Here is a 25,230-nt window from a genome sequence, read left to right as displayed (position 1 = left end):
CCCACCCACCCTCGGTTCTCCTCCGGGCTCCGCCCGCCCCCGCCGGCTCCGTGGCTGTTCGCCCGGCCCACAGCCGACGACGTGTCGACTCCGCCGGGTTGGGTAGCCGTGCCGGGGTTGACTCCGCGAGGCCGTTTGTCCGTGCTGGCGTTGGTCTCGCCGGGTCGTATGTCCGAGCTACTGATGACCTCGCCAAGGCGGGCAACCCCCTCGTTGGCGACCAGAATGGCGATTGCCTCGATGGCCTCCTCAGCCGCCTCCGTAAGCGGCCGGGTCAGCACGCCGAGCGCGATCGCCGCCCGTAGACCCGCATGAATCGCACCAAGCGTGGACACATGCCGCTGATCGACGTGCTCTTCCCACCAGTCGTAACAGGGGACCTGCCAGAAAGCGGTGAGGTACTCGGTCACGGTGCGCACTGCCGCCGTCAACCCCGGAATCTCGGCGTTGTGGCGTCGGACATGCAGATTCAGGGACCAGAGCCAAGTGCCGTACCCGTCGAGCTGGTGGTCCCACCACTCGTCGGTTCCGTTGGAGCCGTCCAGAGTGAAGCGAGTAGGGAGCATGTCGGCGGGGCTGACGTCCAGGCCCCTGCCGGTTCGGGCGATCAGGTCGGATACCTGCGTGCCGCGGGCGCCGACCACGCGGGCGCACCACGCGTGGAAGGCGCTCGGGCCCGCGGGGTCGGCCATCCGGCTCATGCCTTCGGCGATGAAGGCGCCGTCGCGGAGCCAGGCGTAGCCCTGGTAGGCGGAGAAGGTGGGACTGGCAGGGTAGGCCCCCGAGGGCGACTGATGCCGGTCGATCAGTTCGACGCTGCGCTCTGCCAGGAGGGCCAGGTCCGCGTGCGTCACGTCGCTTCCTACGGTCACGGTCGAGTCCTAACCGAGCAGGCCGTCGATCTTGGCGGCGGCGTCGGTCAGCGCCTGCTGGACCGACTTGCGGCCGGCGGCGGCGTTGCTGAGTTCTTCGGTCATGGTGTCCTGCATCTCCTGCTGGCGGGCGATGACGGGCGGCAGCGCGATCGACTTCAGTGAGTCGAAGACGGCCTGGCGGTTGGCGGGCTTGGTGGCGGCGTCCAGGTAGCCGGCCAGGACCGACTGGTCGGAGACGGGCGGGAGCTCCCACGAGTTCTTGATCCGGGTGGTGGCCATGATCTGGGAGGAGGTCAGGAAGCGGGACCAGGCCCAGGCTTCCGCGGGGTGTTTGGTGGTGGCGGAGGCGGCGACGGCGTTGTGGAAGACCGCGCTGGCCTTGGTCTGGTCGCCGGGCTCGACCACGACGTCCCAGTCGAACGGCGCGTCGGCCATGCCGGCGAACTGCCAGATGCCGTTGTGCCACATCGCGAGCTTGCCGGACTTGAACAGGTTGGTGTCGTAGTCGGCGGTGCCGCCGATCTCGGCTTCCGTCGGCATCACGCTGCCGACCTTGTCCACCAGCCAGGTCGCGGCCTTCACCCCGGCGGGGCTGTCGAAGGTGGTCTTCTTGCCGTCGGCGGACAGGAACTCGCCGCCCGCCTGTTTGAGGGTCTTGTAGAACTCGAAGAACTGCACGGGCTGGAAGTCGCCGTACACGCCCTTCTTCTTGTCGGTCAGTTTGGCGGCGGCGGCCTGCTCGTCGGCCCAGGTCCAGTCGGCGGTGGGCGCGGGCAGTCCGGCCGCGTCGAACAGCGCCTTGTTGTAGAAGAGCACCACCGTCGAGAACGAGGCGGGCAGGGCGAGCTGCTTGCCGCCGTGGTTGAACGACTTCAGCGACTCGGCCGCGTACACGCCGGGCTGGTAGTCGTCGTCGCCGGTCGCGGCGGTGTCCAGGTCGAGCAGGGAGCCCGCGTCCGCGTAGGTGACGAAGTTCTCGTAGTTGAGCTCGAAGGTGTCCGGGGCGGTGTTCCCGGCGATGCTGGTCTGCAGTTTGGTGAAGTAGTCGGCGAACGGCGCGGTCTCCACCACCACGTCGATGCGCGGGTTCTGCTGCTCGAACGCGGCGACGATGCTGTCGAGGTCGGCGACGTGGTCGGGGGCGGCGGAGAAGGTGAAGTAGCGCAACGTCACCTTGCCGTCCTCGGCCGCGGTCTCCCGGGTGGCCGAGCCTTGCGCACAGGCGGCGGCGAGCACCGCGGTGAGCAACGCCGCCGCGGCCTTCGTGGTTCGATTCATGGTGGTACCTCCGTGGGGGGTTACTTCAGGCCGGATTGCGCGACGCTGGCGATGACGTGTTTCTGGGCGAACAGATAGAGGACGAGGATCGGGACGACGCTCACCACGGACCCCGCCATCACGACGTTCCACTCCGTGGTGAACTCGCCGTGCAGGGAGGCCAGCCCGAGCGGGATGGTCATGAACTCCGGCGACCGGATGATCACCAGTGGCCACAGGTAGCTGTTCCAGCTGGCGATGAAGCCGAAGATGGCGAAGGTGGCCAGCGCCGGCCGGATCAGCGGCACGATCACGAAGGCGAACACCCGCAGATGCCCGGCGCCGTCCAGCACGGCCGCCTCGTCGAACTCGCGCGGCACCTGGGCGATCGCCTGCCGCAGCAGGAACACCCCGAACGCGGACGCGATCGTCGGCGCCAGCAGCGCGAAGTAGGTGTCGACCAGGTTGACCGCGCGCATCTCCAGGAACAGCGGCACGACCAGGACCTGCATCGGCACCATCAGGGTGGCCAGGTAGACGGCGAACAGCGCGTTCCGGCCGGGGAACGGCAACCGGGCGAAGGCGTAGGCGGCCATCGAGCTGGTGAGCAGCTGGAGCACGGTGGAGGCCACCGCGATCCAGGCGCTGTTGAGCACGATCCGCCAGAACGGCATCGCCTCCAGCAGCCGCCGGTAGGCGTCCAGGCTGGCGTCCCCGGGGGCGAAGTCGGGCGGGATGCTGAGCAGCGCGCCGTCCGGGGTGAGCGAGGTGACCACCGTCCACGCGAACGGGAACAGCATCACCAGCGCGCCGAGCAGCACCGGGATCGCGCGCAGGACCTTACCCATAGTTCACCCACCGGCGCTGGGCCCGGATCTGGACCAGTGTGACGAGCAGAATGACCACGAACAGCAGCCAGGAGAGCGCCGAGGCGGCGCCCGCCCTGCCGTACCTGAAGGTGAGGTCGTAGACCTGCTCGACCACCACCTGGCTGGCTCCGGCGGGGCCGCCGCCGGTCATCACGTGCACCTGGTCGAAGACCTGGAAGCCGTTGATGAGCGAGATGACCACGACGAAGAACGTGGCGGGGGACAGGAGCGGGAAGGTGATGTGGCGGAAGCTCTTGAAGCCGGTCGCGCCGTCCACCTTGGCGGCGTCCCGGTACTCCTGCGGGATCGCCTGCAGGCCCGCCAGCAGGATGACCATGACGAAGCCGAGGTCCTTCCAGGCCGAGGCCAGGATGATCGACGGCATCGCCCAGTCGGGATCCGTCCACCAGCCGGGCCCGTCCAGGCCGACCAGCGCGAGCAGCTGGTTCACGATTCCGCTGGCCGGGTTGAGCAGCCACTTCCACATCAGCGCGACCACCACCCAGCTGGACACCACCGGCAGGAAGTAGATCGCCCGCAGCACGTTCCGGCCGCGCATGGCCCGGTTGAGCAGCAGGGCCAGGCCGAAGCCGCCGGCGTACACGAGCGGCAGGTAGCCGGCGATGAAGTAGAGCGTGTGCCCGAACGCCGCCCGGGTCCGCTCCTCGCCGAGCAGTTCGACGTAGTTGTCCAGGCCCACCCAGCGCATCGGGGTGATCAGGTTCCACTCGTGCAGGCTGGTCCACAGCGACCCGGCCATCGGCACCAGCGTGAACAGCGCCAGCGGGATCGCGCTGGGCAGCAGAAAGAGGGCGACCGTGCCCGCGTACCGCAGCCGGATCGAGGCTTTCGTCCGGGTCATGGCGTTGCGCCGATCAGCCTGGCCCGGACCAGCCGGCCCTGCTCGCCGGCCGCGCCCGCCGCGTCGAACGGCGTGGCCAGCACCAGCGCCGCCGCGCCCTGCGCCCAGCTGGTGTCATCCCAGCTCTCGACCTCGACGGAGATGTCCCGCCGCCCCGGATAGAGGTGAGCCAGGAGGGCGGGGTCGAAGCCCGCCTGCCAGTACGGCCAGTCGGCGGTCCCCTCCCCGAGCACCACCACCACCTCCGGATCGACCACGTTGATCAGCCCGGCCGCGGCCCGCCCGAGCACGGCCCCCGCCTCGGCGAACACCTCCCGCGCGATCGGGTCCCCACCGGCCGCCAACCGCCCGATGTCGGCGACCGTGGCGTCGGCGGGCAGCTCCATCCGGGTACGGGCTGCGCCGATGAGCCCGGCCGCCCCCACCATGGACTCCAGGCACCCTTCGTTCCCGCACCCGCAGACCGGGCCCGAGGCGAGCATCGGCACATGGCCGAACTCGCCGGCCCCGCCCCTCGCGCCCCGGTAGACCCGGCCGTCGGTGACGATCGCCGCGCCCACCCCGCGCCCGATGGTCAGCACCAGGAAGTCGCGGTGCGTTCGGCCCCTGCCGTACAGGCGTTCCGCCGCGGCCAGCGCGTTGACGTCGTTCTCGACCAGCACCGGCAGGTCCAGGCGGCGGCGCAGCCGCTCGCCCACGGGGGTCGCCTGCCAGCCCAGCGTCGGCGCGTTCACCGTGCCGACCGCCTGGTCCTCCACGCTGCCCGGCACCCCGACGCCGATGCCCAGCAGCGGCGGATCGCCCGCGCCGCCGGTCGCCGCCACCGCGTCGGCGACCGCGTCCACCAGCTCGTCCAGCGCCCGCGGCGACGTGGTGTCCACCGGCCGATCCCAGACGCCGAGCACCTCCCCGTCCAGCCGTACGTCGACGATCACCAGATGGTCGGCGGCCACCTTGACCCCCAGCGCCCGCCCCGCGCTCCCGATCAGCCCGAGCTTCTGCGCTGGCCGGCCGCCCCTGGACGGCTCCAGCTCCAGCTCCTCCAGCATCCCGTGACCCATCAGCTCGCGGGTGAGCTGGGTGACGGTGGCGGGGCTGAGCTCGAGCTGCCGGGCGATCTCGGTCCGGCTCAACGGCCCGACCGTGCCCAGCAGGGCCAGGATCGCCGTCCGGGTGAGATCGCCTCGGTCTGTGCTGTACCGCTGTACGGCCATGGGGAGGTAGACTTTCTTTGGTAGTAAATTCGGATGCGAAGATATTCCTGACCGACGAACCCCGTCAAGAGGGCGCAAGCAGTGACATTTCCGGAAAAATGACCATCGAGGGCGTGGCGTCAGCGCGGGAGTGACCAGGCCCTGCTGGGGTAACGGTGAAAGGCATGAACGTACTCGGCATCGACATCGGCGGTTCGGGCATCAAGGGCGCGCCGGTGGACACCAAGACGGGCGACCTGGTCGAGGAGCGCCACCGCATCCCGACCCCGCAGCCGTCCACGCCGGACGCCGTGGCCGAGGTGGTCCAGCAGATCGTCAAACACTTCTCGTGGAAGGGCCCGATCGGCATCACCTTCCCCGGCGTGATCATCAACGGCGAGGTCAGGACCGCCGCCAACGTCGACCGCTCCTGGGTCGGCGTCGACGGCCGTGCCCTCTTCGGCAAGAAGACCCACGTGCTCAACGACGCCGACGCCGCCGGCATCGCCGAGATGGCCTTCGGCGCCGGCCAGGGTCACCAGGGCGTCGTCCTGCTCCTCACCTTCGGCACCGGCATCGGCAGCGCCCTGTTCACCGGCGGCAAGCTCGTCCCCAACACCGAGTTCGGCCACATCGAGATCCGCGGTAAGGACGCCGAGGCCCGCGCCTCCGACCAGGCCCGCTCCGAGAAGGAGCTCAGCTGGGGCAACTGGGCCGACCGGGTCGAGGAGTATCTGCTCCAGATGGAACGCCTGCTCTCGCCCAACCTGATCATCATCGGCGGCGGCGTCAGCAAGAAAACCAAGAAGTTCCTCCCCGACGTCGAGATCAACACCCCGATCCTCCCGGCCATGCTCCTCAACGAGGCCGGCATCGTCGGAGCCGCCCTGGCCGCCACCGAACACTGACCCCCGCTGGTCAGGGTGCGGACAGCAACCGCCGCAGCCCCCAGCGGAACTGGTCGGTGGAGATGTAGGCGGCGATGACGTCGTTGGCCGCGTGGGTGAGCGGGAACGCCTCCGGGTCGACGACCAGGTAGGTCCGGCGCAGGGCGATGCGCTCCTCCTCCGGCGGGGGCGGCCCCTCCAGCTCGGCCGCCTCCAGGGCGATCGCGCCCAGCACGTAGACCATCACCGTGTAACTCGCCCGCGGGTCGGACAGTTCGCGCAGCAGGCTCTCCCCGACGTGCAGCGCGGTCGGCCCGCTGAAGGCCGCGCCGAGGATGGCCGGGACTGCGGCCGGGTGCCGGAGCAGCACCTCGCGCAGGGCCAGCGCGAAGGACTCGATGCGATCGTGCGGCGACAGGCCCGGCGCGTCGAGCAACGTCAGATCGGCTTCGGCGAGCAGCCGGTCGGCCACGGCGGACACCAGAGCCGCCCGGTCCGGGAAGTACGTGTACAGCGCCCCCGGCGTCAGCCCCACCCGCGAGGCCAGCGCCCGCATCGTCAGCGCCCCCTCGTCCATCAGCTCCAACGCTGCGTCCATGACCGTCTCCGGCTCCACGGAACGACGCGGTCCTCGTTTCACGGGGGAACTCTACGACCTCTCCGGCGCGCCTCTTGCCAGAAACTCTGAACGGTGTTTAATATTAAACACCGTTCAGAGTTAAGAAGCAATCATGAGGTGGATCCTCGTCGCCGGAGTAGTCGCTGCCAACATCGCCTTCATCGGGCTGGGCAGCGTCTTCGGATACCCGGACGTTCTGGGCGAACCCCCGGACGTCGTCCTCGCCCGCTTCGCCGCCAACCAGACCGCCGTCTCGGCCTGGTTCCTCCTGCTGGCCTTCGGCGCCGGCGCCCTCGCCGCGGTCCTGCTCCGCCGCCGCCTCCCCGACAGCCCCGCCGCCACCCTCTCCGTGTACGCCGGAGTGCTCGCCGGCTTAGTCCAGGTCCTCGGGCTGCTGCGGTGGCCCTTCCTGGTGCCCGCCCTGGCCGCCTCACCCGACAAGGCTTCGGCCGAGACCGTGTTCACCGCACTCAACGCCTACCTCGGCACCGGCGTGGGGGAGACCCTCGGCCACCTGCTCACCGCGACCTGGACAGTGCTGGTCCTGGTCGCCCTCGCGGAACGCCGCCTCTGGTTCGACATCCTCGGCGGCGTCTCGGCGGCGGCGATTCTCGCGGGCCTCCTGGTCCCGCTCGACGTCCCCGGCGCCGACCAGATCAACTTCGGCGGCTACCTGGCCTGGAGTGTCTGGGCCCTCTGCCTGGCCGTACTGGCCGGCCAGAAAGTTTCGAAGTGATCGGCGGCCGGATCAGGCGGTGGGCGCCGGCTGGCCGTAGAACCGGCTGGGGTCGTTGGCCAGGGTGGCTTTGATCAGGGCGCTCCACTCGTCGACCAGGACTTCGAGTTTGTCCGCCTCGATGCCGTCGAGCGTGGCCCGTGCCACCTCGGCGGGGTCGATCTTGTCCCCGTCGTAGCCGGCCGACAGGTCGGTGTCGGCGGCGCCCAGATGCACGCCGGTCACCAGGGTGCCCTGCCCGGCGAGTTCGAGGCGGATGCCGTTGGTCAGGCTCCACTCGGCCGCCTTGGCGGCGGCGTAGGCGTTGGATCCGTCGTAGGAGAACCAGGACAGTGCCGACAGGATGTTCGCGATCGCCCCGCCGCCGTTGGCCGCGAGGACGGGGGCGAAGGCACGGACCACGCCCAGGGTGCCGTAGAAGTGGGTGTCCATCTCCAGCCTGATCTTGGCCAGGTCCCCGGTGATCAGGTTGGCGTCGGTCATGATGCCGGCGTTGTTGACCAGCAGCGTCACGTCGGAGGCGGTGCTCGCCGCCGCCGCGACGGAGACCGGATCGGTGATGTCCAGGCGCAGCGCCTCAACACCGGGGATGTCGACACTTTCGGGGTTGCGGGCGGCTGCGTACACCTTGGCCGCGCCCCGCTCGACCAGCTGCGCGGCGAGGTGCCGCCCGATTCCACGCCCTGCGCCGGTGACGAGCGCGACCGAGTTTGCGATCTTCATGCCTGGGACCTCTCGTTCCTGAAACGCTCCGGACGCTCGGCGAGCCCCCGCGCCGACTACGCTAAAAGCTGACGCTGACGTCAGGTGCAAGTCTTTGTGGCTGCTCGAACGAGGAGGCCCGATGCGGATCGGCCAGGTCGCCACCAAAGCGGGGGTGAGCGTCAGAGCGCTCCGCTACTACGAGGAGCAGAATCTGCTGGATTCGACCCGCAACTCCGGCGGGCAGCGGCAGTATCCGGACACCGCGGTCGAACGAGTCAGACTGCTCCAGCAGCTCTACGCCGCGGGCCTCACGAGCAGAACCATCCGCGAGGTGCTGCCGAGCATCGATTCCGGCGAGGTGACGTCAGCGCTGCTGAAACGGCTGACGGCCGAGCGTTCCCGCATCGATCAGCAGGTCAGAGAACTCCTGAGCGTGCGCGCCAAGCTCGACGACGTGATCGCCACAGCGGAGAAGCCAGGTCCTGGCTGCACTCGCATGAACGACTGAGGCGACTAGAGCTGTGCGGTGAGCCGCGCGAGTGTGCTGTGCGCGGGTTCGGAGCGGGCCTGGCGGTGGCCGGTGCCGGCCCACAGCGGGACCATCTCGGGGTCGTCGGCGGCTGCTTTGCGCAGTGGGCTGGTGAGGTGGTGCAGGGCAGGGAATCCGCTCGGGGCCTCCGCGCTGTAGCGGTCGATGAAGCGGTTCCGCAGTGATCGCGCGGGTCTGCCGGTGAAGGCCCGGGTGACGACGGTGGCTTCGCGCGCGGGGTCGGCGAGCGCGGCCTGGTGGGGCGCGGACGCTCCGCTTTCATCGGTGCGGAGCAGGACGGTGCCGACCATGGCGGCCTGCGCGCCGGCGTGGAGAACGGCGGCCACGTCGGCCGAAGTGGCCAGGCCGCCTGCCGCGAGGAGGGGAAGCTGGACTGCTTGGCCGACCTGTGCGAGAAGCTCGGCGATGGGTGTGGGCGGCGGGATGCGCTGCGGGGTCAGCGTGGCCGAGTGCCCGCCGGCGGCTGAAGCCTGGACCACGAGCAGGTCGGCTCCCGCCTCGGCCGCCTGGCGGGCCTCGTCGGCTGAGGTGACGGTCTGGGCGACGACCGTCCCGGCCTTGCGCAGTGCGGTGACGACGGCCTGTTCGGGTACGCCGAAGGTGAAGCTGACCAGCGGCACGGGATCGGCCAGCAGCACATCGAGCTTGTCCGCCCAGTTGTCGTCGTCCTCGACGGGATCGTCGCCGCTGATGCGGAGCCCGTAGCGGCCGGCCTCGCCCTGGATGGCGTCCGCGTACCGCCGGTACGATCCGGGGTCGACCGGGACCGCGTTCGGCGCGAACACGTTGACGCCGAACGGGATGCCCTGGGCGCGCAGGGCGGCGATCTGTTCGGCCAGCACCTGCGGCGGCTTGTATCCGGCGGCGAGGAAACCGAGGCCGCCCGCGCCCGCCGCCGCCGACACCAGGGCGGGTGTGCCCGATCCTCCGGCCATGGGCGCGGCCAGCAGGGGGATGGTGAGTCCGAGTCCGGACAGGGTGGAATGCATGTGATCCTCGCGAAGGTGGGCCACCCGGGCGCTTCCCGCGCGTGGCGGGAAGCGTCAGGCGGGTGTGTTCGGCGGCGGCGTTCCGATGGGCTCCTTCCGCGCGGGCGGGAAGCGCCTCGGATCGGCCTATTCGGAGTGAGGTGCGTTCTGTTTGGCGCGGAACTCGTCGACCGGGAGGCCGCCCCAGCCCCAGTTCGCCGTTTCGACCTCGTCGATGACGACGAAGGTGGCCTCCATCGGCTTGCCGAGCACGTCGAGGAGCAGCTTGCTCACGCCGTGGATAAGCGCTGCCTTCTGCTCGGCGGTGGCGGCGTCCAAACCGGGTTCGGTGCCCTCACGGGTGATGTGAATCTTGACGAATGGCATCGGTCCGCTCCTGTCAGGTGGTGGTCGTTCAGTGGCCGGCGCTCTGGCCGCCGTCGATGTGCAGGATCTCGCCGGTCACGAAAGGCGCTGATTCGAGATAGAGCACGCCGTCGACGATGTCGCCGGTCTCGCCGATGCGTCCGAGCGGGTGCAGGGCGGCCAGCGTCTCGTGGTCGTCGGCGGCGTGCATCGGGGTGGCGATGATCCCGGGCGAGACGGCGTTCACGCGCACGCCCCGCTTCGCGTACTCGACGGCCATCGACCTGGTGGCGGCGGTCAGGCCGCCCTTGGTCAGTGAGGCGAGCACGGACGGCACGGTGGAGCTGGGGTTGTCGACGAGGCTGGTCGTGATGTTGACGATGTGACCGTTCCCCTGGTCGAGCATGGGTCGCAGCGCGCGCCGGGTGAGGTGGAAGAACCCGGCGAGGTTGACGCCGATCATCGCGGCGAAGTCGTCGTCGGTGTAGTCGGTGAACGGCTTCGCGATGAAGACACCCGCGTTGTTGACCAGCGTGTCGATGCGTCCGAAGCGACTCAGCGCCGCCGCGACCACCCGGTCGGCCGTGTCCGCGTCCGCGATGTCGCCCTGCACGATCACCATGTCCGGGTCGGTGGCGGGCGTGATGGTGCGTGACGTGGCGACGACCCCGTAACCGAGCTTGCGGAACGCTTCGACCAGGCCGGCGCCGATGCCCTGAGACGCCCCGGTGATCACAGCTACTTTCTGTCCCCGATCGGTACCCATAGTTACCACTTTCCTACTCGCTGAGTGGATCTAAACCACCGGGCCCTTGCTCGGCAGCGGCAGTCCGCCGCTGCACCGGTTGCGGGACCTGTTCGAGCAGACCGAGACACCCAGCGTGAGGGACAGGAGAACAGCGGGGCTGTGGTCGGCTGCCTGTTCGGCAACCTCGCGCTGGAACTCAGCAGCCAGGCCGCCGATGTGCAGAGCCGGTTGCAGGAGATCTTCGACGCGCAGATCGACTTGATCGAGCAGGTGGTCGCGGCGACACCGCCGCCACTTGGCGGCGGCCGCCAGGCGGCGGCACGAGATCGGATCCTGGCGGCGGCCGACCGGCTCCTCTACGGCGAGGGCATCCGCGCCGTCGGGATCGACCGGATCTTTGCCGAGGCGCCGGTCACCCGCGCGACGTTCTACCGGCACTTCGCCACCAAGGACGACCTCGTCGCCGCGTATCTGGTCGGGCGTTCGGCGAAGGAACGCGAGCAGGTGGCCGCGTTGCGGGCGACCATGTCCGGGGACGCGCCACAGATGCTGCGCACCCTGCTGACTGCCTTGATCGCCGAGTCGTGCGGTCCGGGCGCGCGGGGGTGCCCGTTCATCAATGCCGCCGCCGAATACGCCGATCCGGCCCATCCGGTACGGCGGGCCGTCACCGAGCATCGGCGCTGGTTCCACAGCCAGATGAGCCGCCTGGCGGCCGAACTCGGGCACCCGGAACCGGACAGGGTCGCCGACCAGCTGATGCTGCTGCGCGACGGAGTGATGGTCGGGGGCTATTTGGACGACCCCGCCCGCGCCGGCGCGGCCTTGACCGCGGCGGCGACGGCCATCGTCACCCATCGGGACGGCTCCTGACGGCAAGAGGCTCAATTTCGGCCCAGGAACAGGCTGGAACGGCGTGTCACGCCTATAGGGGTGGGATCGGCATCAGCCGTACCCATCATCGTTCCGCGACATGGCGGGCCCACGTCTTCGGGCCCGGCATTCCAGCGCGGAACTCTTCCTGAAGGAGTCCCCCGTGGACACAGAACAGCACACCCCGATTCGCCGGACGCGGTCAGGCCGCCTCCGCCAGGCACTGACCGTCGTATCGGTCGCGGCCGTCACGGCCGTCGCCCTGGCCGGGCCCGCCGCGGCCGAGCCCTCGCCCCAGGTCAAGTGCAAGAGCGGCACCGGCCACGTCATCTGCTTCAGCCTCGACCGGCTCGATGACGGCAACGTCGCCGTCCACCTCGGCATCGACATCTCCATGAGCCGTGCGGACGCGCAGGCCATCATCGACCACCCCGGCGAGGAACTCATTGCGAAGATCATCGGCCAGGACCCCGCCTTTGACAACACCCTGATGTCGGTGCCGGTCACCTGGAGCACCGCAGGGGACGCCGGGCTGTCGGCCGAGTTCGACAGGCTCGCGACTTTCGCCCAGCTCAACGAGGACGACGGATACTTCGACGGCTACATAGACGAATTGTTCGGCCGCATCCAGCTCACCGACCCCCGCACCACCCAGACACGCACCTTCACCTCCCCGGTCATCACCGGCTACTACTGATCGGCCGGACACACCCGCCACCCGTGAACCGCGCTAAGCCGCAATCACGCCGTGCTGGACGCGAGCCCTCCCCGCGACCAGCACGCCCTGCCGTGAAGAAACGTTGACGCTACGGCAAGGTCAAACCCTCCTCGACGACGGCGGCCCCGACCCCATGGCCCGGGACTTCATCCGTGACCTGCGGGACGGCATCGGCGACACGGGAGTACGCGCCGCCTTCCTCAAATGCGCCGTCGAGCACGGCCTGCCGCCCGGCGTCGAACGCGTCTGCCGCGCGGTCGCCCACGCCCACCGGGAGACGGGCGCGCCGATCACCGTCCACACCAACGGCCACCGCCAGACCGGCCGTCCAGCGCTGGCGCTGTTCAGGGCCGCCTCTCCGCCCTGCGCGAGGCCGGCGTGAGCGACGGGGACCTGAACCAGATGCTCGTCGCCAACCCGATGCGCTATTTCGGCTGAACCGTCTCCGGCAATACCAGCGACCCTTTGAAAAGCCCGAACCCATGGCTTCCGCCCCAGGTCAGGCGGGGCGGAAGCCGCGGGGTGCGGGGAACCTCGGAAACTGAGGCCTCCGGTAAGGAAGTGGTCTCAGACCGGGCGATTGGTTGCCGTGAATCGCCGGAAATATGGTGCTAATCTCGGCGCTCTGCCGGGATGTGAGGGATCACGTGATTGCCGACGAGGAGTTCAACCTCTTCTTCGAGCGCCATCACCGCGAGCTGGGGCGGCTTGCCTATCTGCTGACCGGGAACGCCGACGAGGCCGACGATCTGACGGCGGACGCGTTCGTGGTGGCCTGGCGGCGGTGGGATCGGGTCAGGAACGCGGCGCATCCGTTGGCGTACATGCGGGGGATCGTGGCCCGGCTGGCCAGCAGCCGGGTGCGGCGGCTGCTCCGGGAGCGGCGCAGACTGGGGGCGATGGAGGCCGGGGCGGCGGAATGGGCGGACGGGCCGGATGTGCCGGCGGTCCTGGACGTGCGGGCGGCGTTGCGGCGATTACCTCCGCGTAAGCGGGCCTGTGTGGTGTTACGGCATGCTTTTGATCTGTCCGAACGGGAGACGGCGGAGGTGCTCGGAATCTCGGTCGGCACGGTCAAGAGCCAGACGTCCAAGGCGGTCGCCGAACTGGAGCAGTCGCTCGGCGGTTCCATGCGGATCTCCGCGCTGCTGCTGAAAGAACCACGGCTGGACGGTCCCCATGGCTGACTGGCTGCGTACGGCGTTGCGGGCCGAGGCGGAATGCCACGAACCGTCGCGGGACCGGATCCGGGCGCGGATCGACGCCCGGCGCGGTCCCCGGGCGAACGCGCCCACCCGGCCGAGGCTGGCCGTCGCGGTGGTGGCGGCACTGGTCACCGGGACGGTCGTGATCGGCGGCCCGCTGGTGGCGGGAAACCTCGGCCAGGAGCGGGCGCCCGCCATCGCGATTCCAGATTCCGGCACGCCGGAGATCAGCTCACCCGAGCGTGTTTCACCCCCGCCGGCATCACCGACCCCGGAGCCGCTGGAAGGGCCTCCGCTGGCGGCCAACGGGCGCCTCGACCCGCACAGCAGCGACTTCTGGGCGCAGAACAACCTGGTCGTGACCCTCGGCAGGGCGGTGACCTCGATGAAGGTGACGATCCGGGTGGCCCGGGGGCCGGGCGTCGAGGTGACCGGCGCCTGGGTGGGCCTGCCGGCCGAGGACTTCGTCGAGACGCGGACCACGCTGCCCGGCGCCTACGTCTTCGAGTTCACCCTGAAACCGGGCCGCAAGGTGTGGGCCGGGAAGTGGACCTTCGCGGCGCAGTACAACCGCACGGCCGCGCACGACGGCACGAAGGACACCTACACCGTCACCATTCCGGGCGCGACCGCCGAAGGCCACTTCCGCCCGCCGCCGATTTCCCCGTAATCCCTACCTGGACAATATGAATCATTCATGTCACGATTCAGACATGGATGCCCTGACCGAGCGTCGCCACATCGATCTGCTCCGCGTCTGCAGCGCCGCCTGTTGATCCGCCGCACACCCCCGCCGGCCACATCATCCAGGCAACCAAGGAGAACCCTGATGTCCCACGCGAACGTCATCGACTTCGTCCCGCGGCACCCGAACGAACCGGTCGTCACGGAAGGCACGGTGCTCGGCGTCATCCCCGTCCCCGGCACGGACACCGCCCTCGTCATCGTCAGCCACCTGGTGTCGGCCCCTCGTGCCGACCAGGAATCGGCTCCGCCCGTGCTGACGCGCACCGGCGATGACCTGGTGATAGACCGCGCCACCCGGACCGTCCGCCTGGACGGGACCGTCGTCGAGCTGACCTACCGCGAGTTCGAGCTGCTCGACTATCTGGCCGCCGCGCCCGGCCGCGTCTACAACCGCAAACAGCTCATGGCCGGCGTCTGGGACCGGTACGGCGACGACAGCGCCCGCACGATCGACGTGCACATTCTCCGCCTCCGGCGGAAACTCGGACGGCACGCCGGCCGGATCGTCACCGTTCGCAACGTTGGTTACAAATATCAGCAGCCGCCCCGCTGAAACGCGCCGCTCGAAAAACCGTTGGCGGAGGCCAGGGGCGGGTTGCCTATTCTTGAGGACGGAATGAATACGCTCTCCGACCTCCAGGGCCGCCTGCCCGACCTGATGCTGCGCGATCAGCGCAGGCTGGGCCGCCGCCTCGACGGCATGCGCAAAGTCCGCGACCCGAAGGCCCGGCAGGCCATCGCCGCGCAGATCTCCGGTGAACTCGACGTCGCGGAGCAGCGGGTGGCCGTCCGGCGTGCCGCCGTGCCCGCGCTCAGCTACCCCGACCAGCTGCCGGTCAGCCAGCGCAAGGACGACATCCTCGCGGCGATCAGGGACCACCAGGTCGTGATCGTGGCGGGCGAGACGGGATCGGGGAAGACCACCCAGCTGCCGAAGATCTGCCTGGAGCTGGGCCGGGGCGTGCACGGCCTGATCGGGCACACCCAGCCGCGCCGGATCGCGGCCAGGACGGTGGCCGAGCGGATCGCCGAGGAGCTGGACATCCCGCTCGGCGAGGCGGTCGGCTACAAGGTCAGGTTCACCGACCATTCGAGCGACGGCACGCTGGTCAAGCTGATGACCGACGGCATCCTGCTGGCCGAGATGCAGAACGACCGGTTCCTGTCCCAGTACGACACGCTGATCATCGACGAGGCGCACGAACGCAGCCTCAACATCGACTTCATCCTCGGGTACGTCAAGCAGCTGCTGCCCAAACGCCCCGATCTCAAGATCATCATCACCTCGGCGACGATCGACCCTGAGCGGTTCTCCCAGCATTTCGGAGGCGCGCCGATCGTGGAGGTGAGCGGGCGGACGTATCCGGTGGAGGTGCGGTACCGGCCGATCGACGAGGATCAGGACGACCAGACGCAGGCGATCGTGGACGCGGTCGACGAGCTGAACAGGGAAGGGCCGGGGGACATCCTGGTCTTCCTCAGCGGGGAGCGGGAGATCCGCGACACCGCGGACGCGTTGAAGGGCCGCCGCGAGGAGGTGCTGCCGCTGTTCGCGCGGCTGTCGGCGGGGGAGCAGCATCGGGTGTTCCAGCGGCACACCGGGCGGCGGATCGTGCTGGCCACCAACGTGGCGGAGACCTCGCTGACGGTGCCGGGGATCAAGTACGTGATCGACCCGGGGAACGCGCGCATCTCGCGGTACAGCCATCGGCTGAAGGTGCAGCGGCTGCCGATCGAGCCGATCTCGCAGGCGTCGGCCAATCAGCGGAAGGGGCGCTGCGGGCGGACCTCGGATGGGGTTTGTATCCGGCTTTATGCCGAAGAGGACTTCATCGGGCGGTCGGAGTTCACGGATCCGGAGATTCTCCGTACCAACCTGGCCAGTGTCATCCTGCAGATGACCTCGCTGGGGCTGGGGGACATCTCGGCCTTCCCGTTCGTGGAGCCGCCGGACAGCAGGCAGGTGAAGGACGGCGTCAACCTGCTGCACGAGCTGGGGGCGCTGGACGCGCAGGGCGGGCTGACGCCGCTGGGGCGGAAGCTGGCGCAGCTGCCGGTGGACCCGAGGCTGGCCAGAATGGTGCTGGAGGCCGACCTGAACGGCTGCGTACGCGAAGTGATGATCATCACGGCGGCGCTGTCGATCCAGGACCCGCGCGAGCGCCCGGCCGACAAACAGCAGGCCGCCGACGAGAAACACCGCAGGTTCGCCGACAAGGAGTCCGACTTCCTCAGCTATCTCAACCTGTGGAAGTACCTGAAGGAGAAGCAGAGCGAGCTGTCCTCCAGCGCGTTCCGGCGGCTCTGCAAGGCCGAGTTCCTCAACCACCTGCGGGTCCGCGAATGGCAGGATATCGACAGCCAGCTGCGGCAGGTGGCCAAGACCCTCGGAGTCACGCTGAACAGCGCCGACGCCGACCCGCAGCGGGTGCACCTGTCCCTGCTGGCCGGGCTGCTGTCGCACATCGGCGTCAAGGACGTGGCGAAGAAGGAACAACCGGGACAACGCCGCCCGCTCACCGAGTATGTCGGCGCCCGCAACGCCCGCTTCGCCATCTTCCCCGGCTCGGCGCTGGCCCGGAAACAGCCGCAGTGGGTGATGTCGGCGGAACTGGTGGAGACGTCCCGGCTGTGGGCCCGGGTCAACGCCAAGATCGAGCCAGACTGGGTGGAGCCGCTCGCCCAGCACCTGGTCAAACGCACCTACAGCGAGCCGCACTGGGAGAAGGACCAGGCCGCCGTGGTGGCCCTGGAGAAGGTCACCTTGTACGGCGTGCCGATCGTCACCGAACGAAAAGTCAACTACGGCCGGATCGATCCGGAACTGTCCCGCGAGCTGTTCATCCGGCACGCGCTGGTGGAAGGCGACTGGCGAACCCACCACCCGTTCTTCCACGAGAACCGCAAACTCCTCCAGGAAGTCGAGGAACTGGAGGAGAAGGCCCGCCGCCGGGACATCCTGGTCGACGACGAGACCCTTTTCGACTTCTACGACCAGCGCATCCCCGCCGACGTGGTCTCCGGGCGGCATTTCGACAGCTGGTGGAAGAAGACCCCCGACAAGACCATTCTCACCTTCTCGCCGGACATGCTGGTCAACGAGAACGCCGACGTCAGCGCCCGCGACTACCCGGACGCGATCCGGCAGAGCGGCCAGCGGATGAAGCTGAGCTACCAGTTCGAGCCCGGCACCGAAGCCGACGGCGTCACCGTGCACGTGCCGCTCCAGGTGCTCAACCAGGTCAACGGCGCGGGCTTCGACTGGCAGATCCCCGGCCTGCGGGAGGACCTGATCACCGCGCTGATCCGGTCGCTGCCCAAACACCTGCGGCGCAACTTCGTGCCCGCGCCGAACTTCGCGAAAGCCGTGCTGGCGAAGGTGACGCCCGGGAGTGAGCCGATCCTGGACGCGCTGGAGCGTGAGCTGCACCGGATGACCGGGGTGGTGATTCCGCGGGAGGCGTGGAGTCTCGACCAGGTGCCCGACCACCTGCGGGTGACGTACCGGGTGGTGGACGAGCGGAAACAGCCGGTCGCCGAGGACAAGGATCTGGACGCGCTGAAGCGGCGGCTCGCGCCCAAACTGCGGGCCACGCTCTCCGAGGCGGCCACCGGTCTGGAGCGCGAAGGGCTGACCGGCTGGAGCATCGGAACTCTGCCGAAGGTGTTCGAACAGGGCCGGCTGCGGGCGTATCCGGCGCTGGTCGATCGTGGCGAGACGGTCGCGGTCCGGATGTTCGAGACGGTCGCCGAGCAGGAGCGCGCCATGTGGGCGGGCACCCGGCGGCTGCTCCTGCTGAGCACGCTCAGCCCGGCCAAATCCATCCTGCGCGGTCTCACCACCACCCAGAAACTCGCTCTCAGCCGAAGTCCGCACGGCGGCGCCACCGCCCTCTTCGACGACTGCGCCGCCTGCGCCGCCGACAAGCTCATCAAGGACATGGGCGGCCCCGCCTGGGACGAGGAATCCTTCACCCGACTGCACGACCACGTCCGAGCCGACCTGTACGCGACGACCTACGACGTGGTCACGAAGGTGGAACGCGTCCTGGCCCTCTGGCACACCGTCCAGAACGCCACCAAAGGCCCCGCCGACGCCGTGGCCGACATCAAGGACCAACTCGCCCACCTCATCTTCCCCGGCTTCGTCACCGCCACCGGCACCACCCGCCTCCAGGACCTTCCGCGCTACCTCAGAGCCATCGAACGCCGCCTGGAGAAACTCCCCGACGACCCCCACCGCGACCGCGAATGGATGTTCAAAGTCCAGGACCTCGAAGACGACTACCGCGACCTCGTGGACAAACTCCCCCCATCCCGCCGTACGGCTCCCGCCGTCCAGGACATCCGCTGGATGATCGAAGAACTCCGCGTCAGCTTCTTCGCCCAGCAACTGGGCACCCCGGTCCCGGTCTCCGAGAAACGCATCAGAAAAGCGATGGAACAGCTGTAGCTGCTATCTGAGGGAGGCACGTGGTGATTCGGGCCATTGTGTTCGATGTGGGTGAGACGTTGATCGATGAGACGCGGATCTGGTCGCGGTGGGCGGATCGGCTGGGGGTCAGCCGGTTGACGTTCATGGGGGTGCTGGGGGGGATGGCGGCGCTCGATCGGTCGCATCGGGATGCTTTTGAGGTGGTTCGGCCGGGGTTGGATGTGCGGGCCGAGATGGCGGCGTGGCGGCGCGAGGATCCGGATGGGTTGAGGGAGAACTTTGACGGTGAGGATCTGTATCCGGATGTGCGGGAGAGTCTGGCGGAGCTCAGGAAGCTGGGCTTTCAGGTGATCGTCGCGGGGAACCAGCCGGTGCAGGCGTATGACGCGCTGGTGGCCATGGAGCTGCCGGTGGACGCGATCTACACCTCGGATGGATGGGGGGTGTCGAAGCCGCAGCCGGGGTTCTTCGCGAGGGTCGCCGAGGCGGCGGGGCGGGTGCCGGGAGAGATCCTCTATGTGGGGGATCGGCTGGACAACGATGTGCTGCCGGCCGGGCGGGCGGGGATGCGGACCGCACTGCTCCGGCGGGGGCCGTGGGGGTACCTGCACGCCGATCGGCCGGAGGCCGCCGGCTGTGACTTCGTGATCGACGGGCTGGGCGAGCTGGCGGGGCTGCTCAGCCCTCCTTCGTGAGGTCGCCTCGGTAGGCGACCGCCCTGCGCGGAATCCTCGGCGCTGTGATCTCCGGTCAGCCCTTTTCGATCTTGGGATTGGGGGACGATGGGGGAAATGTCAGGAAGCGCTGCGGAATTGTCGAGGTGACGTGGTGGCCGACCGGATGCACAACGAGATCGCCGGGGGACAGTTCTACTCTGCGGTGGTCCAAGGTCGCGATATCACCGTGCAGTTGCCGCCCCGGGTGACCCCGGCGATGTCCGCCCTGCCGAAAGGATCGAAGGCTTTCACCGGGCATGACGCCGAACTGCGGACGTTGCTGGCCCGGCTGGCTCCTCCTTCCGACGCGCACGCAACCGCGGTGACGGCCGTGGTCGGAATGGCCGGAGTCGGCAAGACCGAGCTGGCGGTCCAAGCCGCCCGCGCGGCCCTGGACCAGGACTGGTTTCCCGGCGGAGTGCTGTACGCCGACCTTCTGGGCTACGACACCGTCAGGCGCCTCGATCCCGGCCGGGTGCTGGGTGGCTGGCTCGGCGCCCTGGGCATTCCCGGTGAGCGTGTCCCGCCCGATGCCGGGGATCGGGCCCGGCTGTTCGCCTCGGTGCTGACCGACCGTGCACGGCAAGGCCGACGTGTTCTGGTAGTGATCGACAATGCCTCCTCCCACGGGCAGGCTGGGCCACTCCTGCCCACCGACGGTGACAACGCGGCGATCATCACCTCCCGCCACATGCTGAGCATGTTTGACGCGCATCGCCTGGACCTGAACGTCCTGGCCGCCCCGGACGCGGTCCTGCTCCTCCAGCGAGCCGTGGAGATGCTCCGGTCCGGCGACACCCGCGTCAGGGACCAGCCCGCCGACGCGGCCGGGATCGCCAGATTGTGCGGGGGTCTGCCCCTGGCGTTGCGGATCATCGCCGCCTTGCTGACCGACACCCCGGCCCGGCCGCTGGCCGGGATGGTCGCCGATCTGACCGACACCGACTCCCGGCTGGAGGAGATGTCCTACGCCGACGCGGACACCGAGATCGCGGTCCGGGCGGCCTTCGACCTTTCCTACCGGCACCTCACCCCGGAACAGGCGCGACTGTTCCGGTTGATGGCGCTCAGCCCCGGCGGCGAATGGGGGGTCGACGCCGCGGCCACGCTCGCCGACCGCACGGGGTCGCGGGTCCGCAGACTCCTGAACCGGCTGCGCGGCGCGCACCTGATCGAGGACGGTACGGCGGACGAGAGATACCGCTTCCACGACCTGATGCGCGAATACGCCGGCGAACGTCTGGCCGAGCAGGAGAGCGGACCCGATAGGGCCGCCGCCGCCGACCGGTTGATGGACTACTACCTGGAAACCGTCGGCTCCGCGGCGACCTGGCTCGGCGGGAAGGGGAGCCTGTTCCGCTCCCGCGAACAGGCCGTGGCCTGGCTGGACGCCGAGTACTCCAATCTGCTCGCCGCCGTCGTCGCCGAGCATGATCGCGGCCGATGGCAGACGTCGTACCTGCTGGCCTCCCGGCTCAGTGGCTACTTCGAGTTCCGCCATCTCGCGGACGACGGCATCACCACCCAGACGCTGGCCCTGGACGCCGCGACCAGGCTGGGACGCGTACCGCAGGCCAACGCCGCCTCGAACCTCGGTAACGCCTACCGCATCGCGCACCACTACGAGGCCGCGGTCGTTCACCTCTCGCACGCTCATGAACTCGCCAGGCAGGCCGGACAGACTGCCATGGAGGGACTCTTTCTGCACAATCTCGGTCTGGCCTACTTCAACGTGGGCGAGTACGAGAAAGCCGAATCATGCCACCGAGCCGATCTGTCCATCTGCGTGAGACGCGGCGACCAGCGTGGCCAGGCTCACGCGTGGAGCTCCCTGGGTGACGCCCTGCGGATGCAGAAACGTTTCAGTGAAGCTGTTGAGACGCTGGACAAGGCCATCGCTCTCCTCCAACTTCTGGGCAGCCCCCACGAAATCATGTTCGCCCGTATCAACCTCGCGCTCGCCAGTCTCGACTGGCGTCCGGCCACGACACCCTCCTACATCGTCTGGCAGCTGTGCTCGGCTCTCCAGACGGCGAAGGAGACCGACAACCGGCCGGCCAAGGCGACAATCTTCCTGAACCTCAGCGTGGCCTACGTCAACCGTGGCCATCACGAGTCGGCCGTCCACTGGGCCAAGGAGGCGGCGGCCCTGTTCGCCTCGCTCCACGACCCCCGTCGAGAGGCTGGGGCCCTCCGGCAGGTGGGTGTCGCGTACCTCGGCACGGGCGAGGTATCGCAGGCGCGCCCCTATTTCGAGCGGGCACTGGCGATGTTCGAAGACCTCGGGCCGTCCGGGGAGATCGAAGCCACCCGGACATACTTAAACATTGAAGACGGGGAAATTACCGTCGCCCCCGCCGCGGGGCCACCGGACGAAGCCGCACGCTTAGTGACGGAATGGTGCGACGACCTGCCGCACGCTGTACTGCGCGGGGAGACCGCCAGGCTGGAGGAGATCGTCTTCGCGGTCCACTAGCTGGTGGGGCTGGGTCAGCCCTCCTTCGCGAGGTCGCCCTTGTAGGTGACCACGCCGAGGTCGTCGTTCCACTGGTAGCTGAGCTGTTCCCCGTTGGGGGTGAGGGTGACCTTGCCAGGGACGCAGTCGCCGCTGTCGTGGAGGCGGAAGACCGCGTGGTCGGACTCGACCGATTCCACGGTCAGGACGCCCGAGCAGCCGTCCTCGTACCAGTTGCCGTCGGTTTCGCCGGAGGACAGTTCGATGCGGATGTCGTGTTCGCTCATGACGCCCTCAGGTTCGGGCACGATGCGGCCGGCCCAGGACCCGGCGTATTCCTCCGGAATGGTCGTGCCGCTGTTCTCCTCGGGGGTGGGCGTGGGGTCCTCGGTCTGCTCTTCCGTTGGCTCGTCGGTCTGCTCCTCTGAGCCTTCGGTCTGGTCGTCCGTTTGGTCCTCGGTCGGGGCGTCCGATTGGTCGGTGGCGATCGAGGACCAGGTGGAGTCGCCGGATCCGGCGAGGATGCGGGGGACCACGACGACGGCCGTGCCGACGATCGCGACCAGCGCGACGAGCAGGGCGATCACCAGTCCGCGGTTGCTGCTTCGGCCGGAGGAACCGGAGGGGGAGGTGGACGGCGGCGCGCCCGGTCCCGTCGCCCACTGCTGCCCCCCGGCCGGATTCTGCCCCGGCCAGGAGCCCGGGGCCTGGCCGGCTGACGGGTTCTGTCCGGGCCAGGAATTGGGAGGCTGGCCGGGCGATGGGTTCTGGCCGGGCCAGGAGTTCGGGGCTTGGCCGGGCGATGGGTTCTGGCCGGGCCAGGAGTTCGGGGCTTGGCCGGGTGAAGGATTCTGGCCGGGCCAGGAGTTCGGGGGTGGGGTCGTCTGGCCGGGCCACGGCGGTTGGGCCTGGCCTGGCCAGGACTGCTGGCCGGAGGACGGAGAAGGTGCGGGCTGGGCTGCGGCGGCGCCGGCGTGGAGGGGGTCGGGGGTGGAGCCGACCAGGGTGAGGAGCAGGTCGCGGGAGGTGGGGCGGCGGGTGGGGTCCTTGTCGACGCAGCGGTCGACGATGGCGCGCAGAGGGCCGGGGACGCCGGTGGTGTCGGGGGTGATGGTCATGATGCGGTGCAGGACCGAGGCGACGCTGTCGGCGCCGAAGGCGGGGCGGCCGGTGGCGGCGAAGACCATGGTGGCGCCCCAGGCGAACACGTCGGAGGCGGGGCTGGCCTGGTGTCCGGCGATCTGCTCGGGGGACAGGTAGGCGGGGGTGCCGATCGGCCCGGCCGTCATGGTGGCGCTCTCGCTCTGCCGGGCGATGCCGAAGTCCACCACCCGGGGGCCGTCGGGGCCGAGCAGGACGTTCCCGGGTTTGAAGTCGCGGTGCACGATCCCGGCGCCGTGGATGGCGGTGAGCGCGGTAGCCGTACCGACCGCCAGGCGTTCCAGTTCGCCGCCGCGTAACGGGCCTGAGGCGGCGACTCGCTCGTGCAGGGAGGGGCCGTCGATGAACTCGCTGACCACGTAGGGTTCGCGGCCGTTCACCTCGGCGGTGATCACCCGGGCGGTGCAGAACGAGGCGACGCCGCGGATCGCGTCGAGTTCGCGGGCCAGCCGCTGCCGCACACTCGGATCGAAGCCGCTTTTCAGGACTTTCACGGCGACAGGCACCCCGTCGGGGGCTTCCCCCAGATAGACGACCCCCTGCCCGCCTTCGCCAAGCCGGCCGGACAGCGCGTACTCGCCCAGGGTGCGGGGGTCCTCGGGGGTCAGGGGTGCGACCATACGTCATACCGTATTGGGATCCGTACAAATAAGTGAACCTGCCCGCAGTGACGGGCAGGTTCACTTATTTTCAGCGGACTTCGTAAATGGCCGTGGTTCCGCTGATCTCGTGACCGACCACCAGCAGCGGCCGGAAGGTCGGGCTCTGCGCGGCGGGGATGAACAGCACACCCTCGGGGCCGACGTCGCCGGCGGTGCCCGCCTCGACGTCGCCGGTGAAGTCGCGGCTGCTCACGTAGCCGGCCAGGCTCGGCCGGCTCGGGTTGCCGAGGTCGTAGGCGACGATGCCGCCGACCCGCTCAAGACCGGCGAACGCGTACGTCCTGCCCTTGACGGTGCCGATCGCGACGCCCTCCGGCTCGGGGCCCTTGTTGTCGCTGCGGCTGTCGAAGCTGTCGTTCTCCTGGTCGGCGTTGAACTGGGCCGGCAGCTTCCGCGCGACCAGCTTCTCCAGCTGGTCGCCCGAGTCCCACACCAGCGCCCCGGCGGCGGACCTGATCGAGATCGACCGGGCGCCGAGGGCGTGCAGCTCGGTGGTGTCCCCCGCGGCGTTCTTGGGCGAGGTCGAGGTCACGGTCAGACGCCCGAGCTCGGCGTCCTTCTTGAGCACCTCGGCGTCGAGCCGGGCCAGCGTCAGGTCCGCGACCCGGACCTCCTCGGCGAAGCAGTCGTACTCGCGCGCGTCGCCCTCGTTGGCGGCCACCAGGTAGGTGCGGCCGCGCGACTCGAAGGAGGCCAGCGCGTCCGGCTGGTACATGCCCAGCACCGGCCGCGGCCGAATGTCGATCTTGCCGTCCTTGTCGGACGCGTCGATCCCGGCCCCGGGCTTGGAGTGGTCCTTCAGGCCGAGCGGCACGATCTCCTTGACCCGGGCGTGCTTCAGGTCGACGATCGCGATCGCGTTGTTCTCCTGGAGCGAGACCCAGGCGGTGCGGCCGCTCTTGTCGGTGGCGATGTACTCGGGCTCGAAGTCCTGCGCGGCGGTCGCGTTCGGACCGTAGATCCGCACGCCCTTGGCCCGGAGCAGGTCCTCCTTGCCGTTGTAGGCGCGGAAGCTCGCGGTCTTCACCGTGCCGCGCTTCACGTTCACGATGCTGACCGAGCCTTCTGGGTCCACCCCGTCCGCGCAGTACGAGGACGGCTCGCCCTCGTTGGCCACCACCACTGTGTCCCCGTCCGGGGTGAACGTCACCATGTCGGGCAGCGCGCCCACCCGCGCCTCACGCAGCTTGTGCCCGGTCGACGCCATGAAGAAGCTCACAGTGCCCGGGTCGGTCTTCACCGCCGCCTGCTGGGCCACGGCCACGATGCCCTTCTTCACGGCCACGCTGTTGGCCCCGGGGGTGACCAGGGTGTTCACCTTCTTCGGGCGCCGCGGGTCGCGGATGTCCAGCACGTCGACCGTGCCGTCCTGCGCGTTCACCACGAAGACGCGGCGGGTGACCGGGTCGTACGCGGTGATCTCGGACGCGCCGACGCCGACGGCGCCGGTGGCGAAACGGCCGAGGAACTTCAGTTCGATGCCGTGGGTCGTGGCCTGGGCGGGCACGGACAGCAACGTGGTGGTTAAGATCAGCCCACTGGTGGCGGCGAGGATGCGCATGACCTGCATCGTCCCGAAATGTCGTGACGCGTTGCTGACCTTCAGGTGGCCGGGAAGTGAAC

General features: G+C 69.2%; 24 protein-coding genes. 12 read left to right on the top strand and 12 right to left on the bottom strand.

Translation table 11 applies throughout. The annotated features are described in order from the left end of the window. The 5 genes from Acor_RS03305 to Acor_RS03285 all read right to left on the bottom strand — a co-directional run. Nucleotides 1–872: glycoside hydrolase family 15 protein (locus Acor_RS03305; protein WP_155334988.1), on the bottom strand; the 872-nt coding region annotated here is incomplete at its 3' end. A gap of 9 nt (nt 873–881) precedes the next feature. Continuing rightward, nucleotides 882–2,153, bottom strand: a complete 1,272-nt coding sequence (locus Acor_RS03300; RefSeq protein WP_155334987.1) for an ABC transporter substrate-binding protein — start codon at nt 2,151–2,153, stop codon at nt 882–884. Nucleotides 2,154–2,173: 20 nt separating this feature from the next. Next, nucleotides 2,174–2,980, bottom strand: a complete 807-nt coding sequence (locus Acor_RS03295) for a carbohydrate ABC transporter permease (RefSeq protein ID WP_155334986.1) — start codon at nt 2,978–2,980, stop codon at nt 2,174–2,176. Further along, nucleotides 2,973–3,863 carry a carbohydrate ABC transporter permease gene (locus tag Acor_RS03290; RefSeq protein WP_155334985.1) on the bottom strand — a complete coding sequence of 297 codons (891 nt, stop codon included), beginning with the start codon at nt 3,861–3,863 and terminating at the stop codon, nt 2,973–2,975. The genes Acor_RS03295 and Acor_RS03290 overlap by 8 nt, the downstream gene beginning before the upstream one ends. Then, nucleotides 3,860–5,077, bottom strand: coding sequence for an ROK family transcriptional regulator (locus tag Acor_RS03285; RefSeq protein WP_155334984.1), 1,218 nt, complete (start codon nt 5,075–5,077; stop codon nt 3,860–3,862). Before Acor_RS03285 ends, Acor_RS03290 begins: the two co-directional genes overlap by 4 nt. A 164-nt stretch (nt 5,078–5,241) precedes the next feature. Between Acor_RS03285 and ppgK the strand changes: the two genes are divergently transcribed. Further along, on the top strand, nt 5,242–5,964 hold the full coding sequence (gene ppgK / locus Acor_RS03280; protein ID WP_155334983.1) for a polyphosphate--glucose phosphotransferase: 723 nt from the start codon (nt 5,242–5,244) through the stop codon (nt 5,962–5,964). Nucleotides 5,965–5,974: 10 nt separating this feature from the next. Here the strand turns inward: ppgK and Acor_RS03275 are convergent, their stop codons facing one another. Next, nucleotides 5,975–6,541, bottom strand: a complete 567-nt coding sequence (locus Acor_RS03275; RefSeq protein ID WP_155334982.1) for a TetR/AcrR family transcriptional regulator — start codon at nt 6,539–6,541, stop codon at nt 5,975–5,977. 133 nt (nt 6,542–6,674) lie between these two features. Here Acor_RS03275 and Acor_RS03270 point away from each other — a divergent pair, with 133 nt between their 5' ends. Next, nucleotides 6,675–7,298 (top strand): DUF4386 family protein, encoded by a 624-nt coding sequence (locus Acor_RS03270; RefSeq protein ID WP_155334981.1) that lies wholly within the window; start codon nt 6,675–6,677, stop codon nt 7,296–7,298. Nucleotides 7,299–7,310: 12 nt separating this feature from the next. Here Acor_RS03270 and Acor_RS03265 read toward each other — a convergent pair whose 3' ends face one another. Then, nucleotides 7,311–8,021, bottom strand: a complete 711-nt coding sequence (locus Acor_RS03265) for an SDR family oxidoreductase (protein ID WP_155334980.1) — start codon at nt 8,019–8,021, stop codon at nt 7,311–7,313. Between the two features lie 121 nt (nt 8,022–8,142). Between Acor_RS03265 and Acor_RS03260 the strand changes: the two genes are divergently transcribed. Continuing rightward, nucleotides 8,143–8,511 carry a MerR family transcriptional regulator gene (locus Acor_RS03260; protein ID WP_155334979.1) on the top strand — a complete coding sequence of 123 codons (369 nt, stop codon included), beginning with the start codon at nt 8,143–8,145 and terminating at the stop codon, nt 8,509–8,511. Between the two features lie 5 nt (nt 8,512–8,516). On the opposite strand, the gene Acor_RS03255 is transcribed toward Acor_RS03260, so the two are convergent. The 3 genes from Acor_RS03255 to Acor_RS03245 all read right to left on the bottom strand — a co-directional run bounded on the left by Acor_RS03255 (nt 8,517) and on the right by Acor_RS03245 (nt 10,653). Continuing rightward, complete coding sequence (locus Acor_RS03255; RefSeq protein WP_155334978.1) at nt 8,517–9,542, bottom strand: nitronate monooxygenase; 1,026 nt, start codon at nt 9,540–9,542, stop codon at nt 8,517–8,519. Between the two features lie 126 nt (nt 9,543–9,668). Further along, nucleotides 9,669–9,908, bottom strand: a complete 240-nt coding sequence (locus tag Acor_RS03250; RefSeq protein ID WP_155334977.1) for a tautomerase family protein — start codon at nt 9,906–9,908, stop codon at nt 9,669–9,671. 28 nt (nt 9,909–9,936) lie between these two features. Further along, the gene (locus tag Acor_RS03245; RefSeq protein ID WP_155334976.1) at nt 9,937–10,653 is read right to left on the bottom strand and encodes an SDR family NAD(P)-dependent oxidoreductase; all 717 of its coding nucleotides are present in this window, start codon (nt 10,651–10,653) and stop codon (nt 9,937–9,939) included. 141 nt (nt 10,654–10,794) lie between these two features. Here Acor_RS03245 and Acor_RS03240 point away from each other — a divergent pair, with 141 nt between their 5' ends. From Acor_RS03240 to Acor_RS03200, 9 genes are all read left to right on the top strand, one after another. Continuing rightward, complete coding sequence (locus Acor_RS03240) at nt 10,795–11,508, top strand: TetR/AcrR family transcriptional regulator (RefSeq protein WP_218034099.1); 714 nt, start codon at nt 10,795–10,797, stop codon at nt 11,506–11,508. 163 nt (nt 11,509–11,671) lie between these two features. Next, the gene (locus Acor_RS03235) at nt 11,672–12,205 is read left to right on the top strand and encodes a hypothetical protein (RefSeq protein WP_155334975.1); all 534 of its coding nucleotides are present in this window, start codon (nt 11,672–11,674) and stop codon (nt 12,203–12,205) included. Between the two features lie 103 nt (nt 12,206–12,308). After that, complete coding sequence (locus Acor_RS03230) at nt 12,309–12,608, top strand: phosphotriesterase family protein (protein WP_308805621.1); 300 nt, start codon at nt 12,309–12,311, stop codon at nt 12,606–12,608. Nucleotides 12,609–12,873: 265 nt separating this feature from the next. Continuing rightward, nucleotides 12,874–13,413: a SigE family RNA polymerase sigma factor gene (locus tag Acor_RS03225; protein ID WP_246238385.1), complete on the top strand. Its 540-nt coding sequence runs from the start codon at nt 12,874–12,876 to the stop codon at nt 13,411–13,413. After that, nucleotides 13,406–14,101, top strand: coding sequence for a hypothetical protein (locus Acor_RS03220; RefSeq protein WP_155334973.1), 696 nt, complete (start codon nt 13,406–13,408; stop codon nt 14,099–14,101). The genes Acor_RS03225 and Acor_RS03220 overlap by 8 nt, the downstream gene beginning before the upstream one ends. Nucleotides 14,102–14,260: 159 nt before the next feature. Further along, a complete protein-coding gene (locus Acor_RS03215) occupies nt 14,261–14,731 on the top strand; it encodes a winged helix-turn-helix domain-containing protein (RefSeq protein WP_170316770.1) in 471 nt (156 codons plus the stop codon). Between the two features lie 63 nt (nt 14,732–14,794). Continuing rightward, on the top strand, nt 14,795–18,631 hold the full coding sequence (gene hrpA / locus Acor_RS03210) for an ATP-dependent RNA helicase HrpA (protein WP_155334971.1): 3,837 nt from the start codon (nt 14,795–14,797) through the stop codon (nt 18,629–18,631). 23 nt (nt 18,632–18,654) lie between these two features. Further along, complete coding sequence (locus Acor_RS03205) at nt 18,655–19,308, top strand: HAD family hydrolase (RefSeq protein WP_246238384.1); 654 nt, start codon at nt 18,655–18,657, stop codon at nt 19,306–19,308. Nucleotides 19,309–19,441: 133 nt separating this feature from the next. Then, nucleotides 19,442–21,805 carry an ATP-binding protein gene (locus tag Acor_RS03200; protein WP_155334970.1) on the top strand — a complete coding sequence of 788 codons (2,364 nt, stop codon included), beginning with the start codon at nt 19,442–19,444 and terminating at the stop codon, nt 21,803–21,805. 14 nt (nt 21,806–21,819) lie between these two features. On the opposite strand, the gene Acor_RS03195 is transcribed toward Acor_RS03200, so the two are convergent. After that, the gene (locus Acor_RS03195) at nt 21,820–23,565 is read right to left on the bottom strand and encodes a serine/threonine protein kinase (protein WP_155334969.1); all 1,746 of its coding nucleotides are present in this window, start codon (nt 23,563–23,565) and stop codon (nt 21,820–21,822) included. A gap of 70 nt (nt 23,566–23,635) precedes the next feature. Then, the gene (locus Acor_RS03190) at nt 23,636–25,168 is read right to left on the bottom strand and encodes a choice-of-anchor I family protein (RefSeq protein WP_155334968.1); all 1,533 of its coding nucleotides are present in this window, start codon (nt 25,166–25,168) and stop codon (nt 23,636–23,638) included. Nucleotides 25,169–25,230: the final 62 nt, after the last annotated feature.

Source organism: Acrocarpospora corrugata (genome assembly GCF_009687845.1).
Taxonomy (GTDB): Bacteria; Actinomycetota; Actinomycetes; order Streptosporangiales; family Streptosporangiaceae; genus Acrocarpospora; species Acrocarpospora corrugata.
The sequence above is the reverse complement of the archived record's forward strand: the minus strand, read 5'-3'. Positions and strand labels throughout refer to the sequence as shown.